Genomic DNA, 16,496 nt, shown 5'->3' with positions numbered 1-16,496 from the left:
AGATTTTTTATTCATGCTTTTCTGAGCTTTGTGTTAAACAAAACACAAAAATCCATGAAGATCTACACGCAAATCCATATTGAAGCAAAGCCCAAACTAGTATGGGCCATTTTGATGGATTTTGATAATTATCCCCAATGGAACCCTTTTATCAAATCCCTTACCGGTAAAATTCAAATCGGGAAAACCATCAAAGTAAACCTGTCGGGGATGAATTTTATGCCCAAAATCATTGCACTTGAAAAAAACAAGGAATTCCAATGGCTGGGAAATCTTGGGTTCAAGGGGCTTTTTGATGGGGAACACAGATTTGAGTTGTTAGAAAACCCTGATGGCAGCACCACTTTTGTTCATAGCGAAAAGTTCAAAGGAATTTTGGTTCCTATATTGAAAAAGAAACTACTAAAAGAGACAAAACCGGGTTTTGAGGCCATGAATTTAAGTTTGAAAAACAGGGTTGAAGGGATTAAAAAAGGATGATTTTGCCCCTAACTTGTATATTCATTTTATACCATTAACATGGATAATCCAATTGTCAATAAATCATTTCTTCTAGAAAAATATCCGGGAAAAGGAGGTTGGACTTATGCTCTTTTGCCCAACTTAATTCCTGAATTTAAGAATCCATTTGGTTTGGTGAAGGTTCGAGGTTGGATTGATGAATTTGAATTAAAGCATTACAAGTTGATGCCAAACGGGAAAGGCCAATTATTCCTTCCTGTAAAGGCTGCTATCCGGAAAACCATCCATAAAGAGGCTGGAGATTGGGTGAAAATTATCTTGTATTTGGATGAAAGCCCCCTCGAGCTTCCAAAAGAAATTTTGGATTGTTTTAAAACAGAAAGCATGGAGGCCCTGGAAAACTTCCGAAAAATTTCTGAGGGAGAGCAGAAAACCTATTTAGATTGGATTTATCAAGCCAAAAAAGAAAGCACCAAAGCCCAAAGAATTGCCCATATGATCAAACAATTATTGGAAAAAAAGACCTAAGTGGATAAAATATATATAACTCTTTTTCCGGTTGTAACATAGTTTTTCATGGTTAAAAAAGGTCAACGGTATTAGGGGCAATACCTTAATCTTGCTTCTTGTTTCCTTGGTCTATTTTACCACTGGACACGGTGAGCTCTCAAGTTGGACTGAATGTAAGAAGATTTAGATTTTTAAATAAAAGGAGGTTTCAATAAAAATTCCTCCTGGAACAATTAAGGGTAATTGAAATGGTCGGCGATATTCAACCCTGCTGATATCTTATTAAACAGAGCATTTCGGAAAACCCGGCCCATTATTAATCCCCAAGATTTTTCACCAACAATTAAATTAATAGTTGCCAAGGTTGCTTCCTTAAAGCATCCTGGCTTCCAAGGCATAAACCTTGGCGACCTTTGCGCTTCCCGATGGGCCGTGCCAGGTTCTGCGAGATATAAAATTTGAGACTCTTTTTAGATCAGGGTCCTTAGCAAAAACGGGCCTTTGAAAATCAAGGAATTCCGGTCAAATCAAAAAAATCAACTAACTTCGCATTTATGTTTGATTTTCGCTTACAGGTTTTTCATACCGTGGCCAAGCGCCTTAATTTCACCAAAGCTGCAGAAGAGCTGTTTATCACACAACCTGCGGTGACCAAGCACATCAGGTTAATCGAGAGTCATTATAAGGTCAAACTTTTTGAGCGGCATGGCAGCAAAATCACCCTTACACCTGCTGGCCAAACCTTATTGAAATATACAGAACAGATTTTTTCCCTTTACCGAAACCTGGAGTTTGAAATGAATAATTTCACCCAAGAGCGCCGCGGACAACTCCGCTTGGGTGCAAGTACTACGGTGGCCCAATACATTTTGCCTCCCATCCTGGCGGCTTTTCACCAAAAATTTGAGGATATCCGGGTCACTCTAAACACCAATAATACCGAGCAAATCGAACAGGCCTTACAAAATAATCAAATCGACCTGGGTATCATAGAAGGTCATTCCAAACATTCCCTCTTTAAATACACTGAATTTATCAAGGATGAATTGGTTTTGGTAGCAAGTGCCCAGCATCCTCTTGCCAGAAAAGAAACCATATCCCCGGAGGAATTAATGGAAATCCCTTTGCTTTTGCGGGAACCCGGTTCCGGAACCCTGGAAGTGATCGCCCATGCCCTTAAACCTTTAGGCATCAACTTAGGGCAACTGAAAACTGAAATGCAATTGGGCAGCACCGAAAGCATGAAGCGCTACCTGATGAACTCTGATGCCATGGCATTTGTCTCTGTCTATGCAGTCCTTAAGGAACTCCAAAACAAAGAAATTACCATCCTGGATGTCAGCGGCCTGAGCATCCCCAGACATTTTTTCTTTATCCAACCCCATGGACAAGGGGAAACCATATCCGATCTATTTCTGAAATTTGCCCTTCAGTATGATATCAAGTAATTGTTGAGTTATTGGATTTTTAAGTTATTGGTGAATAGGTAACCCTAAAAATTAATGACAAACGTGCTAAAGGCATTCAGCCTTAAGCCTTCGGCAAAATTTTGCGATAATATTAATTCCTAAAGGGCCTCTGCACAATTAAGCAATTACTTATTCCTCCTTTCAAACTCCTCCTTGGCTTTATCCAAGAATTCCACAAATTTATTCGGGTCGGTTTCATAGGCTTTGGGCCTGACCAAAAGTTCTTCATTATGGTCCAGAATCACATAATAAGGTTGTGCATTATTATTAAAACGGGTTATCTGAAAGTCGGCATTTTGCTTGCCAATGGTCCTTTTTACCTTGCCATCATAATCTGATGTGTACCATTCTTCTTCAGGCAATTCGGTGCGCTCATCCACATACAAAGCCACCAAAACAAAATCATTTCTTAGCCGCTTCAACACTTCGGGATCAGACCAAACCTTGGCTTCCATTTCCCGACAATTAACACAACCATGACCGGTAAAATCAATAAAAAGGGGCTTTCCTTCTTTTTGGGCTACATTCAACGCCTGATCATAGTCGAAATAACCATTTAAACCATGTGGCCATTCCAACAATTGCCCATGTTTGGGTTGCTCGGTCATTTCATTTGAAAGCAAGGTATTGGAATTCCTTTGGTTCAATTTGACCAAATTAAAATCATGGGTGGAAATGGGAGGCAAATAGCCACTTAGGGATTTTAGTGGAGCGCCAAAAAGTCCTGGAATCAGGTAAACCACAAAAGCAAAAGTGGCCATGGCCAGCAGCAACCGCGGTACGCTTAAAGACTCCATAGGAGAATCGTTGGGGAGTCTGATTTTGCCTAAAAGATAAAAACCCATTAGGGCAAAGATCACAATCCAGATCACCAGATAAATATCCCTGTCCAAAAGCCCCCAGTGGTATACCTGGTCCGCCACACTGAGGAATTTGAAAGCCAAAGCCAGCTCCAAAAAGCCAAGAACCACCTTTACAGAATTCAACCAACCTCCAGATTTTGGTAATCCCTGAAGCCATTCGGGGAAGACGGCAAAAAGGGTAAAAGGAATCGCAAAGGCTAATGAAAATCCAACCATGCCCAAGATGGGTTTGAGGATTTCACCACCGGCAGACTCTATTAAAATGGATCCTACAATAGGGCCAGTACAGGAAAATGAAACCAAAACCAGGGTAAATGCCATAAAGAAAACCCCTGTCAAGCCTCCCTTTTCTGCTTTTGAATCAATTTTATTGACAAATCGACTGGGAAGGTTCAGCTCAAATAAACCCAAAAATGCCAAACCAAAGAAAACAAAAATCAAAAAGAAAAAAGTATTGGGCAGCCAATGGGTTGAAAGCCAATTGGCAAAACCCGGACCCTGGATGGCTGCCACCAATGTTCCAGCAAGGGTGTAAATGATGATAATCGAAAATCCATAAATAAAAGCATTTCGGATTCCTTTTGCCCTGGTTTTACTCCTTCCGGTAAAGAAAGTGACCGTCATGGGAATCATGGGAAACACACAGGGGGTCAATAATGCTGCCAAGCCTCCCAAAAAAGAGGCTATTAGAAAGGGAACCATTGAGGTGGCATCCCCTTGTTTGCCCTCTGGCTCAAGTCCCACTTCAATCTTTTCACTATCTGTTTTTGGAGTTGACGTTTCATCTTTGGTCTCCTTTACTAATTCTGAAGTGGAAGGAGCTTTTGAAATCGCTGATTCTTTGGAAGATGATGGTGCCTCAGCAGCTGTTGGTTTTTCTTGATTCTTCTCTTCAGCAACATTATCCGGTTCCAGAGGAGTCGTTTCTTTTTGTTTGCTTTTTTCGGTTATAGCTGCATTTTGGTCAATAAAAAATTCCTCATCAAACGGTACACATTTTCCACTTATATCGGTACACATTTGGTAAGAAAGGCTACCCTTAATAATTACAGCGGCACCGGTAATTCTCACCTTTTGTTTGAATAGCCCTGTTCCTTCGAAATAGCTGACTTCCCCTTGCCAAATTTCATCGAATTTCCTTTTGGGGTTAATAGCCTTGAGTCCATCAATAAGTTCGATCCCCTGCTTTTCTTCAAAAGACAAAACGGTCAACATCGGCCCCAAGTCCGGATCAAAATCATTGGAATAAATGTACCAGTCCTCCGGTATATCGGCATTAAATTGAAGTTCAACCGTATCCCCAACCATTAGGTTTTCATCTGAAATCCCAATTTTCCATTGGGGAGGATCAATTACCTGGGCCAATACAGTTTGACTTATTAACCCAATAAAAAAAACTAAACAAATGAATTTAAGTGTTGAACTTCGCATGGGACTGATTTCAATTCATGGTAGCATATGATTATATGCTTTTTAAAGCAACCACAATAGGGCCATTGATCAATAGCAGGCCTTGCCTACTAAAGATTAATTCAACGTTTTCACCCATTTGTGGTTGCAAAATCCTCCAATTCTGTACTTATTCTCCAGTTTGGTTTTTGAAATGCTTAAAAAAGCTGACAATGGTTTCTATGCCCTTAAAGTAATTTTTCAAACCAAAATGTTCATTGGGAGAGTGGATGGCATCAGTATCCAGTCCAAAACCCAGTAAGATGGGGTCAAGCCCTAATTCTTGTTGGAAAAGAGAAGTAATCGGAATAGATCCTCCTTCCCGGGTTGGAATGGCCTTTTTTCCAAATACTTCTTTGATGGCTTCCTCTGCTGCCCTGTAACCGGGAGAATTGGTAGGCACAACAGCTGGTTGGGCACCATGGTGGGCATTTACTTTTACCTTTACCGATTGGGGAGCAATGGATTCAAAATGTTTTTGAAATAATTCCGCTATTTCCCGATGGTCCTGATGGGGTACCAACCTCATGGAAATTTTGGCAAAGGCCTTGGAGGGCAGCACCGTTTTGGCACCTTCTCCAATATATCCACCCCAAATTCCATTCACATCCAACGTGGGTCTGATACCAATCCGCTCCAGGGTGGTAAAGCCAGCCTCTCCTTCCACGTCTTTGATATCCAATTTCTGCTTAAATTCATCTTCACTAAAAGGTGCTTGGTTTAATTTTCTCCGGTATTCAGCAGATAGCTCCTCTACCTTATCATAAAAACCTGGAATTGTAACGTGCTTATTTTCATCCTGCAATGATGCAATCATCCTGCAAAGCACATTGATCGGGTTGGCCACAGAACCACCAAAGGTCCCACTATGCAGATCCCTGTTGGCTCCGGTTACCTCCACCAACATATAAGCCAATCCACGCAATCCCACTGTTACAGAAGGGTTGTCCAGAGAAATCATGCTGGTATCTGAAACCAAAATCACATCTGCCTTTAGTTTTTCCTTATTTTCACGGATAAAAACTTCCAGGTTTTCGGACCCCACTTCTTCCTCCCCTTCAATCATAAATTTGATATTGCAAGGCAATTCATTTTCAGCCATCATGGCTTCAAAAGCCTTTACATGCATATATATTTGACCTTTATCATCAGCAGAACCACGGGCAAAAATAGCTCCTTCGGGATGGATGTCCGTGTTTTTGATCACCGGCTCAAATGGGGGAGATTCCCAAAGTTCATAAGGATCTGCTGGCTGCACATCATAATGCCCATAAATCAACACGGTAGGTGCCGCGGGATCAATGATTTTTTCACCATAAACCACCGGATAACCTGCTGTGGTAAAAATTTCCGTATGATCAACCCCAGCCTGGATTAGGCTTTCCCTGACAAAATCTGCTGCTTTTATAACATCTTCTTTAAACTTGGGATCAGCACTTACCGATGGAATCCGCAATAAATCCAGAAGTTCCTGCAGAAACTTATCCTTATGCTGTTCAATATATTGTTTTGCTGCCATATTTGGGATTTTTAAAGAATTTTAGAAAAACCAAAAATACATTTTTAGAAAGGGAATCCCATTTTATAGGATACAAAGTATTGAATACAATAAGGATTTACTCCGATAAATAGGATAGGGCTAACAGGGGAGGATTTTTTATTAGGAATTACGAATCGAGAATTTTGAATTTTCCAATTCCTGAATTCGGATTTCTGCCCAAGCCTCTTTACTTATAAACCTCTACCAACTAATGCCTTACATCTTTTATTTAAATTTTACAATCTTCCCATGGGCTTTGGAGGTCATATCTTCAGGAACGGCTCCGGTAATTTCTTGGTAAAGCAATTCCACCATCCTTTTTTTCAAAAAATTTCTGCTTAATAAGAGGCTGACTTCACGTGTTGGAGGTTGCTCTCCATTGATAGGCCTGATTCTGGATTTTTCTTCCTCGCTTAAATCAAAGGTAGCCAGTTCTGGAAGTAGGGTAACCCCCTTGTACCGATTGACCATATTCCGCAACCCTTCCAGTGAACCGCTTTCATAATGAAAATTCATTCTTTGGAATTGGCGCTGGTCACAAATTTTCAGTACCTGGTCCCTAAAACAATGCCCTTGTTTCAATATCCAAAAATCATCTCCTTCAAGATCATTAATAGAAAGTTTTTCCTGCTCCAAAAGTGGATGTCCCTTGGACAAATAGGCATAAAATTTTTCATAAAACATGGGCTTTTCCGCTATCCCTTGCTCATCCAAGGGCGTAACAGCAATCCCAATGTCCAAATCGTCATTTCGCAATCTGCGGACAATTTCTTCAGTAATCAATTCTTCCACCTGCAATTGTACCTGGGGATAATTTTCCAGAAAATCTTGCACAAATAAATGTAAAAGGTAAGGTGCTAAGGTGGGAATAACCCCCAATTTGATTTCTCCACTGATATTGCCCTTTAATTGGGATATCATCTCATAAATCCCCTTGCTTTCAGCGACCACTTTCCTTGCCGAAACGATCAACTGGGTACCAATTTCGGTAGGTATGACAGGCATTTTTGACCGGTCAAAAATTACAATATCCAGTTCCTTTTCCAGTTTGTGGATTTGTGCACTTAAAGTAGGTTGGGTTACAAAACAAGCTTCTGCTGCATGGCCAAAATGACGGTGCTTCTCCACTGCCAAAACATATTCCAATTGTTGAATGGTCATTTCCCTTTCTATTTTTTTTTCGTGGAAAATTTGCTTGCAAATATAAAGAACTTTTTTCTTTATTTAGATTTAATTTAAATAATAATCATTGAAGTACCAGATCAATAAAAACTGGGATTATTGGCTTCATTTAAGCCATAAATACATATCAATCTTTGACTGATTTTAAAGACTTCCCATAATAAAGCCTACCTTTGTAACCACCCATTCGCTTTGGATCCATCCGCCTTTTTCTTATAATAATTCACAAACAATAAGTAAATTTTAATTGCTGCTTGTTTGGAATCGCATAAAATTTGAAAATACCATGCCACTTTTGAGTATTGAAAATATCTGTAAAAAATATCCCCAATCAGAAAAATATGCCTTGCTGGATATTTCCTTCAAGGTCCCTGAAGGGGAGATTTTGGCCTTGATCGGAGAAAGCGGGTCGGGGAAAACCAGTTTTCTAAGAATCCTTGCTGGTTTGGAACATCCTCAAAAAGGAACCATTCACCATGGAGATATCACCTTTCTGGATAGTAAAAAGTCCTTGCCTTCTCATCAAAGGAATTTGGGAATGGTTTTTCAGGATTATGCTTTGTTTCCCCAGCTTTCTGTTTTGGAAAATGTAAAATCTGGCATAAATCAGAAATCAAGGGCTAATCAAAAAGCCCTTGAAACCCTAAAAAAAATGGGGCTTGAAGGACTTAAAAATAAATTCCCCCATCAACTTTCCGGTGGGCAGCAACAAAGGGTTGCTTTGGCCAGGGCTTTGGTTTCAGAACCTCAAATTTTGATTTTAGATGAGCCTTTTCGCAATTTGGATTCCCTGCTAAAAGAACAAATTTCAGAAGAATTAATGGAGATAATAAAAGAGATTAGCCTTACAGTCATTTTTGCCACCCAGGATTCCAAAGATGCCCTTTCTATGGCCGACAAAATTGCTGTTTTGCACCAGGGCCGACTTCTCCAACTGGATTCCCCGGCAAGGATATATGACCAACCTGCCAACCCCTATGTGACCAATATGATAGGGAAAATGAATGAGATCATAGCTACCCCAACAGAGGATGGGTTTTACAGTTCCTTTGGCTTCATTGCAGATCCTGAATCTCAAAATTATTCAGAAAAAGTGCGAATTACTTTTAGGCCCGAACATGCCAAAATCAAGAAAAGTCAGGAACAGCCCTTGAATGGCAAATTATTTCGAACAGCATTTTTTGGAGATCACCAAGTTGTCAAACTAATGGATGAGGAAGGAAAAATAATTGATATAAAAGCAGCTCCCCACCGGAGTTTTCAGGAAAATGACCGATTGTTTTTTACCCTCAACAAGTACCATATTGAAGAGGCTTTTTAGGTTTTAAACCCTGGTTGGGTTTTCATGGCCCCTAATTTCTCCTTTGGTTTTGTAAACCATTTCCATAAAAAAAGCCGGACAAAGCCGGCTATATGTTTATGAAATATATCCTTTTCTCTTAAGGATAGTTTCAACGAATTTCCGCTCATTATCGGTATTGAATATTCTAAATGGGAGGTGAATAAACTGAGCTTTACCCATAACCAGCACAAAAGCATCTTTAGTTATTTCTGCCCTTTTAATCATATTCCAATTGATGGGCATTCCTTGCTTGGAATTGATTTTTAGAAGTACCTGCCGGCTATCAATTTCGTAGGCCAACCTATCGAACATGACCTTATTCTGTTCCATTTGGGTAACTCCTGCAAATTGGATCACCCAAAATAGGATGTACAGCAAATAAGCCAATATGGCCATGCCAATCCACCACCAGGAAGGAATCCAAAAATAACCACAGGCAATCGCTAAGGCAATCAAAATCACCCACCACTGCTCTTTTAGGATATTCTTCAATCCCATTTTGATATAGGTTCCAGTTTCCAGTTTATATTTTTTTGTTTTAACGATCATGGCATTGGTATTTTTCGAACCGCAAATATCCGATGATATCCCCTATTAAGCAAATGGATAGGCCATTAGTAATCAAATTTCCAGTCCATAGGAAAAAGCTGGTCAAGAGGCCTTCAGGTTATTGACTTATCCATTTTAAAATGGTAAATTAATCTAAACTTCAATCAGCCATGAGTAGCCTAATCATCGATATGATATTGTGTGGAATCGCCTATGTGGTGCTGATTTATTTTGTGGCTACACTTACCAGGGTCAACCTCGATAAAGGAAAAAACAACAACAAAGATGATGGTGATGGAGGGGTAGAAGACACAACTCCGCCCAAAATTGATCTTCCTCCAGGAGTCATTTGGCCTTCAGATGAGCCCAAAAGAAAAAAACCAACTAGCCCCATGGAGGCTAGTTAGCTACATTTATCACAGATACCGTGTATCAATAGGTTCATTTCTTTTCCCACAAAACCCTTTGGCAAGGAAATTTGCGGGAGGGAAATTTCTTCGATACATTGTGTATTTCCACATTTTTCACATTTGAAATGGACATGTTCATGGTCATGGTGTTCTTCTGAGGCACTATGGGTGCAAAGCGCATATTTCACCACCCCTGTATCATCCAATACCTTATGAATCAGGTCATGATCCAAAAAAGTCTTCAGGGTTCGGTAGATGGTCACCCGATCGTAATTCTCCTGCAAAGTTTCTTCAAGATCCGAATGAGATAAAGCCATTTCCTTATGCAAAAAAGTATCCAATACATCACTTCTGCAATTGGTCACCCTAAGTTGGTGACTTTTTAATATCGAATTAATCTTTAAGGGCATCTCTTCTTCAAGCTTAATCAAATTCCGTTAATGTAAAACTAGGCCAATTTATTTGAGTTTGATAATCTCCCCCCTTTTTTGGCCTAATTCCATTTTCTCTTTATCATTTATTATGGTAAACAAAAGAAACCCTAAAATCATCCCGAAGGCCCAAGGCCCCTTTCATTCCACCCGTCAAACTTTTTCTATTTGGTAAAATTAATTTTTAATAATTTAGTCAAACATTTTTATCTTGTATTTGATTCTAAATTAGAAATCAGAAAAAAAATAAACTAACCTTTTTACTATATGGACATCAACGCAGAAACTTTACAAACCATCTACGATCAAGGGGTAGAATTACTATGGAGAATTGTTCCAAACCTCCTGTATGCAATTATCATTTATCTTGTTGGTGCTTTTATCATCAAAAAGATATTGGGGGCTTTTCAAGAGGTTCTGGATAAAAGAAAAGACGCCGATAAATCCTTAAGCCATTTTTTATCCAGTATTATAAGTGCCATTCTTTACATCCTTTTATTCTTAACCATTGGTTATCAATTGGGAATTCCACTTACCTCTTTTGTGGCCATAATAGGTGCCGCAGGTTTGGCCATTGGTCTGGCTTTGCAGGGTTCCCTGGCCAATTTTGCAGGCGGGGTTTTGATATTGCTTTTTAAACCCTTCAAAGTGGGAGATGTAATCGAAGGAAAAGGTCATTTGGGTGTCGTGGAAACCATTGACATTTTGTATACCAAAATGAAATCATTCGACAATAAAGATATTATCATTCCCAATGGTGGATTGGCCAATTCGGACATTATTAATATGTCCAATAAACCTACCCGAAGAGCAGAATTTAGCGTAGGGGTTGCCTATGGAACCGACCTAAAAAAAGTGAGGGAAATTATCCTTGGGGTATTTGAAAAAGATGAAAGGATCCACCAAGATCCTGCTCCTGTAGTATTTTTCAGTTCCTTCGGGGAAAGCTCTCTTGACCTTTCTATCCGGGTTTGGACAGATGCGGCTAATTTATGGCCGGTCTATTTTGATAATATGGAAGCCATGAAGGAAGCCTTTGAGGCCAATGATATCGAAATACCATTCCCACAAAGAGATATTATCCATCATTACCCTGAAGGGAAACCAGCTTAATATTCACAAAAAAAGGATGGCTGATTTAGCCATCCTTTTTCTTTTTCCTCCTACTGGCACAACCTACATTTTTCATTAGATCGGCATCATTTGGCAAGCCTCCAAATCCTTCTGAAAAGTCCCAATCTTCGGTTTCCTGTTTTTTATCATTTTTGATCTTTTTCTTTTTCATACTTCAATAAACGCTACCTATAACCAAAAGTTAATCTTAGTTTTTACGCCAGATTTTATATTCATCAAAAAAGTATGCTCCCTAAGTTCTGTGCAAAGGCTAAATAAAAACAAACAATTGGACTATCCATTCGTTTTCACGCTGAAAAAGCTATCTTTAAAAAGCACTTAATTTAGCAACTCAACCATATTTTCACATAAGTTTAATTCATAACCTATGAAAACATATTATAATCCAGAAGACCTTAAAAATTTTGGCAAAATAGGGGAATTCCAAAAAACACTTGCCGATAAATTTTTCGACTATTATGGAGAAGTTTTTAAGGAAGGGGCGCTGACCGCCCGTGAAAAGTCCCTCATCGCACTTGCGGTTTCCCATGCCCTGCAATGCCCCTATTGCATTGATGCCTATACTACTGACACCCTGGAAAAAGGCTGTGACGAAGAACAAATCATGGAAGCCGTTCATGTGGCAGCGGCCATTAGAGGAGGGGCTAGTTTGGTACATGGCACCCAAATGATGAATAAAGTGAAAGAAATATCCATGTAATGAAATCACTCAAGGCACAAAACAACCCCTTTTCCAATTCCAAATACGAACTCAAGTTCCTTCAAAGCTCTATTCCAACAGGGAAGGAAGAAACGGCCTTTTCCAGCAAACTCAAATCTGCAGACTTATATCCACTGAAACCTACCCAAATAGAAATTCTTCAGATTAATTTGGGAAAAATGTGCAATCAAGTCTGTAAACATTGCCATGTAGATGCCGGGCCGGACCGGAAAGAAATAATGGACAGGGATGTCATGAAACAGTGTTTGGAAGTAATCAAAAAACAGGATATTCAGACCATTGACTTAACTGGAGGGGCGCCTGAAATGAACCCCAATTTTCGTTGGTTTGTGGAGGAAATAAGAAAAATTAAGCGTGATACCCATATCATTGTCCGCAGTAACCTTACCATTATTTTGGCCAATCCAAAATACTATGATTTGCCGGATTTTTTTAAAAAACATCAGCTGGAAGTAGTTTCCTCCCTACCTTATTTTAATGCTCGGAAAACAGATGCCCAAAGAGGGGAAGGTGTTTTTAATAAGTCTATTGAGGCCTTAAAAATGCTAAATAAGGTAGGATACGGCCTTGGAAACAGTGGCCTTGAACTCAACCTGATTTATAACCCCACAGGGGCTTTTTTACCTCCTGATCAATCATCTTTGGAGGAGCAATTTAAAAAAAAGCTAAAGCAAGCCACTGGAGTAGATTTTAATTCACTTTTCACAATTACCAATCTGCCCATAAGCCGTTTTTTGGATTACTTGGTCCGTTCTGGGAATTATGAAGATTATATGGACAAGTTGATCCAATCCTTTAATCCTATGGCTGCCCAAAATGTCATGTGCAGGAATACCATATCGGTGGGTTGGGATGGTTATTTGTACGACTGTGACTTTAACCAGATGTTAGATTTAAAAGTGGACTCAAAAAATAGTCGCCATATTAAAGAATGGGAACAAAATGAATTAAGCCAAAGGAATATTGTAGTCAACCAGCACTGTTTTGGTTGCACCGCTGGTGCAGGATCCAGTTGCGGAGGAAGTACAATCTAAAACATAAAAAAGCCGGCAATTGTCCTTTGCCGGCTTTATTCAATTTTCTTATTTTTTTATGGACATTCCGAATCCTGTAACTGTTCATCCCAACAGTGATACATTTCATCGCCGTATTTTGCCTCACTTTTAACCCGACCGAACTTAGATTCTTTGTTCCACTGCACCTCGACCAAATTGGAATTACTCACATCATTGATCAAAACCGTTCTGTCATAATCTGCTCCTTTCTCAATGGAATAAGTAATTGAGCTTCCCTGATGGTTTCCTTCTTTTTCCACTGTAAAGCTAGTATTTCCATTTCCTACTTCCCGGTCAATTTCCCAGGAGTTTGACAACCAAGCTTCAGGATTTTCAGGGCTTTCATAAAGGTTCCATTTTCCAGATTCTCCATTAAGCTTGGAAGTTCCGTCAAACCAAACAAAATTTTCAAATACCCCGGATTTGGACACATAGCCTGTCCAACTGACATCGGTTCCATCTACTTCTGCAGTAAGCCTTACGGAAAAAGTACCTCTGGAAGGAACTTCAAAGCTTTTTTCCCAAACCCAAAGTCCTGCATCCTCATTAAAATGGGCCTCTTGGTTGATAGTCACTTTAAATGCCCTTACCGGAACAATTAAATGGGAATATAATATGGAAGAATAAACACCTACATTGATAGCAGCATAGGCCCAGTTTTGGATGGTATTGACCCGATTCTCTTCGCCTCCCTCGTCATCAAACATACTCATATCCGGAGCCATACTGGTCTCTGGTGGCATAACCGGTTCAGGGCCTTGCATCTGACCGTCATCACTTTCACTACAAGAAAAAACAAATACCAATAAAGCCATCAAAAAGCTCATACTGCTTTTCAAGCGGAAATGGGAATACAATCCATTTTTTGATTTTTCACTTTTCATAATTTCATTGTTTGGTGTAAAAATATAAAAGCCCTTGAATAAGGTGCCATAAGTTATCAATATGGCCAATTCAATCATAAAATTCAATACCAGATAATTAATTCTGAAATTGTAAAATCATTTTGGAAGTAAAGCATAACCCCTTAATATTTTAAGAAAAAGTGGAAATTATAAGATTGTAAAATTGGAAGATACCCTGCCCCCGTAGTTATAATGCCAAATCGTTAACTGGTTAAAAAATCACTACCCAGAATTGCAGATACAATTAATGAGGGATCCGGAAATGCAAATACCGAATGCGGGCCAAATCTAGATTAGCTTATTCTATCTATGTGAACAATGCCCCTTTATGGTCTAAGTTTTAAGCAAAAAAAGCTATGAACAGAACCCATAGCTTTAGTCAATTAACAATAAACCCAAAATAACCTGCTGTAGGGGAAGGATTCGAACCTCCACGGAGCAGTTAGGCAAACACGAGCTCGATATTTGCTTTTTCCTGGATTCCCCACCCCCGAGACCGGAGGGCATGTCTGCCAGTTTCAACACCCTACAGTATGTAAGCTTTTAAGCGCTTTTCGCTTTGCTTTATATTACAAACGTAATACATACTTACTTTTGTTGCAAATATCACAACAAATAAATTTACTTTTTACAGTAAATTTAATATTAACACGATAATAAAATCAAATCAGCAATATTAGATAAAATATATTAGGCTGGATTTCATTTTTAACAATTCTGTAAAACGCTAGTATTCAGGAAGAAAAGTAGGTTAATATTGGATCAGATTTTTTTGTCCTGTGTAGTTTGGCAAGTTAAGTTGATTATAAAAAATGTTGCTAGGAATGGAAAATATGGTAAGGACAGGTTTTAATCCACTTAACGGAATGAAGAATTCAAGCAAAAATGCCCTAGGTATGGTTCATATTATGGCTGATAATTGCTCTTTATTTTGAGAAATTTAGAGACTGGAATACAGATAAAATCAGCCCGTCCAATGAAACTCATTTAAAGTGTTGAAAGCTCTTTCCCAAGGAATGAATCCTCAGGAAACGCTATTACCGGCCTTTGGCACTTTTCATTGGAAAAGATTGGAAAATAGGAAGAGGGAGGTGACATTAATCCCAAAAGCTTTGGCGATGAAAATAAGCCACAACATCATTTTCCTTTTAACTTAAATCCTATTTTCCGTGTATTCGGGATTGAACATACCGAATAGCACAATTTCACATAACCAGAAGACCACAGGAATTCCTAAACCTTAGGGTTCATAACGGTCACCTACAACCAACTTATCACCGGAAAGGTCCACCTCAAACAAATTAGGATATCTGTAAAACCTTCCATCTATGCTTTTATGACTATGTACTGACATAAGCCATTTTCCTTCCAAAGTTTGAAAAAGCATCCCATGCCCAAAATTGGGAGGAGTAATGGGGGCTTCTTCCTGTACCCATGGGCCTTCCAGTTGACCACTTTTGGAATAAGCCACCCCTTGTGTATACACATCATAGACCCAGCTGGTCCAGATCATGCCCAATCTGCCGGTACCTGTTCTGAACAAATATGGTCCGTCTGTAACCTGATTGGGAATGACCTTCCCATCAACTTCCCTCCTGCTCCAAGGAGAATCACTAGCACGGAAAAGCAGCTTTCCATCCCCAATAGAGCGACTCAGGTCAGCACTCAGTTCTATCATCTCCATGGTACCATCACCATTTTGGATCCATTCATGACAGTATATCATATATGGCTTTCCATCTTTACCTTCCCAGAAAGTTCCATCCAAAGTGGATAATTCAGCAGGGAGATAATTGGATTCTGAAACTGGCTCATAAGGTCCATCCGGTTGATCACTTACTAAAATATGGCTGGCTCGCCGTTTTATGATCCTTTCCTCAACCGTATCGATGTTAGTTTTGGGATTGGTAAAAGTGGCAAAATAATAGTACTTGCCCTTATAATGATGGAGCTCAGCAGCCCAAATATGCGGCCTTTCCCCCATCCAGGACTGAGGGTCAATATCAATCACCTTAAATGGACCTGACCACTTTTTCAAATCCTTACTTTTCCACATCATCCCTCCAGTTCCCGTCATATAATATATGGAAGTTTTTTTGTCGGACAGGATACAAGGATCACTCAAACGGATTTCACCCAAAGGCACATCTTTTCTAATTGGCCTTTGCCTATTTTGCGAAAATGCCGAAAAAATACACCCAAGTATAAACACCGAAACCCATAAAAGTTTTTTAGACCACATATTTGAAAGATTAAATTGATTTTCAATAAATAATAATTAGGCTAACAATATCCTGGATTTTCTTTGATTCCAAAACAAATTACCCTTTATCCAGAAAATAAATAAGTTACTTGGTCAATATTAGTTATGACTGGAAAAGGATTAGAACTCTGAAAGTTCTAAGAGTGGAAGCAAAAAGATTGATAATTTTGAACTGATGGGCTCAATTTTCCATAGGGTAGAAATAGGGCTC

Annotated in this window: 16 protein-coding genes; 8 read left to right on the top strand and 8 right to left on the bottom strand. The window is 39.3% G+C overall.

The annotated features are described in order from the left end of the window. Positions 1-54 precede the first annotated feature (54 nt). From QWY93_RS07525 to QWY93_RS07515, 3 genes are all read left to right on the top strand, one after another. Positions 55-480 (top strand): SRPBCC domain-containing protein, encoded by a 426-nt coding sequence (locus QWY93_RS07525; protein WP_290247563.1) that lies wholly within the window; start codon positions 55-57, stop codon positions 478-480. 39 nt (positions 481-519) lie between these two features. After that, on the top strand, positions 520-990 hold the full coding sequence (locus QWY93_RS07520) for a DUF1905 domain-containing protein (protein ID WP_290247562.1): 471 nt from the start codon (positions 520-522) through the stop codon (positions 988-990). Between the two features lie 536 nt (positions 991-1,526). After that, complete coding sequence (locus QWY93_RS07515) at positions 1,527-2,420, top strand: LysR family transcriptional regulator (protein WP_290247561.1); 894 nt, start codon at positions 1,527-1,529, stop codon at positions 2,418-2,420. A 146-nt stretch (positions 2,421-2,566) separates the two neighbouring features. Here the strand turns inward: QWY93_RS07515 and QWY93_RS07510 are convergent, their stop codons facing one another. The 3 genes from QWY93_RS07510 to QWY93_RS07500 all read right to left on the bottom strand — a co-directional run bounded on the left by QWY93_RS07510 (position 2,567) and on the right by QWY93_RS07500 (position 7,454). Continuing rightward, a complete protein-coding gene (locus tag QWY93_RS07510) occupies positions 2,567-4,735 on the bottom strand; it encodes a protein-disulfide reductase DsbD family protein (RefSeq protein ID WP_379945440.1) in 2,169 nt (722 codons plus the stop codon). Positions 4,736-4,883: 148 nt separating this feature from the next. Continuing rightward, positions 4,884-6,272 (bottom strand): dipeptidase, encoded by a 1,389-nt coding sequence (locus tag QWY93_RS07505; protein ID WP_290247560.1) that lies wholly within the window; start codon positions 6,270-6,272, stop codon positions 4,884-4,886. 246 nt (positions 6,273-6,518) lie between these two features. Continuing rightward, a complete protein-coding gene (locus tag QWY93_RS07500; RefSeq protein WP_290247559.1) occupies positions 6,519-7,454 on the bottom strand; it encodes a hydrogen peroxide-inducible genes activator in 936 nt (311 codons plus the stop codon). 307 nt (positions 7,455-7,761) lie between these two features. Between QWY93_RS07500 and QWY93_RS07495 the strand changes: the two genes are divergently transcribed. After that, positions 7,762-8,796, top strand: a complete 1,035-nt coding sequence (locus QWY93_RS07495; RefSeq protein WP_290247558.1) for an ABC transporter ATP-binding protein — start codon at positions 7,762-7,764, stop codon at positions 8,794-8,796. Between the two features lie 96 nt (positions 8,797-8,892). On the opposite strand, the gene QWY93_RS07490 is transcribed toward QWY93_RS07495, so the two are convergent. After that, a complete protein-coding gene (locus tag QWY93_RS07490) occupies positions 8,893-9,366 on the bottom strand; it encodes a YcxB family protein (protein ID WP_290247557.1) in 474 nt (157 codons plus the stop codon). Between the two features lie 170 nt (positions 9,367-9,536). On the opposite strand from QWY93_RS07490, the gene QWY93_RS07485 reads away from it, so the two are divergent. Then, on the top strand, positions 9,537-9,773 hold the full coding sequence (locus QWY93_RS07485) for a hypothetical protein (RefSeq protein ID WP_290247556.1): 237 nt from the start codon (positions 9,537-9,539) through the stop codon (positions 9,771-9,773). Here QWY93_RS07485 and QWY93_RS07480 read toward each other — a convergent pair. Next, complete coding sequence (locus tag QWY93_RS07480) at positions 9,770-10,186, bottom strand: Fur family transcriptional regulator (RefSeq protein WP_290247555.1); 417 nt, start codon at positions 10,184-10,186, stop codon at positions 9,770-9,772. The genes QWY93_RS07485 and QWY93_RS07480 overlap by 4 nt on opposite strands. A 288-nt stretch (positions 10,187-10,474) precedes the next feature. Here QWY93_RS07480 and QWY93_RS07475 point away from each other — a divergent pair, with 288 nt between their 5' ends. Continuing rightward, on the top strand, positions 10,475-11,320 hold the full coding sequence (locus tag QWY93_RS07475; protein WP_290247554.1) for a mechanosensitive ion channel family protein: 846 nt from the start codon (positions 10,475-10,477) through the stop codon (positions 11,318-11,320). A gap of 25 nt (positions 11,321-11,345) precedes the next feature. Here QWY93_RS07475 and QWY93_RS07470 read toward each other — a convergent pair whose 3' ends face one another. Further along, the gene (locus QWY93_RS07470) at positions 11,346-11,492 is read right to left on the bottom strand and encodes a hypothetical protein (RefSeq protein ID WP_290247553.1); all 147 of its coding nucleotides are present in this window, start codon (positions 11,490-11,492) and stop codon (positions 11,346-11,348) included. A 216-nt stretch (positions 11,493-11,708) separates the two neighbouring features. Here QWY93_RS07470 and QWY93_RS07465 point away from each other — a divergent pair, with 216 nt between their 5' ends. After that, complete coding sequence (locus QWY93_RS07465; RefSeq protein ID WP_290247552.1) at positions 11,709-12,041, top strand: arsenosugar biosynthesis-associated peroxidase-like protein; 333 nt, start codon at positions 11,709-11,711, stop codon at positions 12,039-12,041. Continuing rightward, entirely contained in the window at positions 12,041-13,096 is a 1,056-nt protein-coding gene (arsS, locus tag QWY93_RS07460; RefSeq protein ID WP_290247551.1) for an arsenosugar biosynthesis radical SAM (seleno)protein ArsS, read from the top strand. The genes QWY93_RS07465 and arsS overlap by 1 nt, the downstream gene beginning before the upstream one ends. A 56-nt stretch (positions 13,097-13,152) precedes the next feature. Here arsS and QWY93_RS07455 read toward each other — a convergent pair whose 3' ends face one another. Beyond that, positions 13,153-14,001 (bottom strand): hypothetical protein, encoded by an 849-nt coding sequence (locus tag QWY93_RS07455; RefSeq protein ID WP_290247550.1) that lies wholly within the window; start codon positions 13,999-14,001, stop codon positions 13,153-13,155. A 1,261-nt stretch (positions 14,002-15,262) separates the two neighbouring features. Further along, positions 15,263-16,264 (bottom strand): glycoside hydrolase family 43 protein, encoded by a 1,002-nt coding sequence (locus tag QWY93_RS07450; protein ID WP_290247549.1) that lies wholly within the window; start codon positions 16,262-16,264, stop codon positions 15,263-15,265. Positions 16,265-16,496: the final 232 nt, after the last annotated feature.

Source organism: Echinicola jeungdonensis, assembly GCF_030409905.1.
GTDB lineage: Bacteria > Bacteroidota > Bacteroidia > Cytophagales > Cyclobacteriaceae > Echinicola > Echinicola jeungdonensis.
The sequence above is the reverse complement of the archived record's forward strand: the minus strand, read 5'-3'. Positions and strand labels throughout refer to the sequence as shown.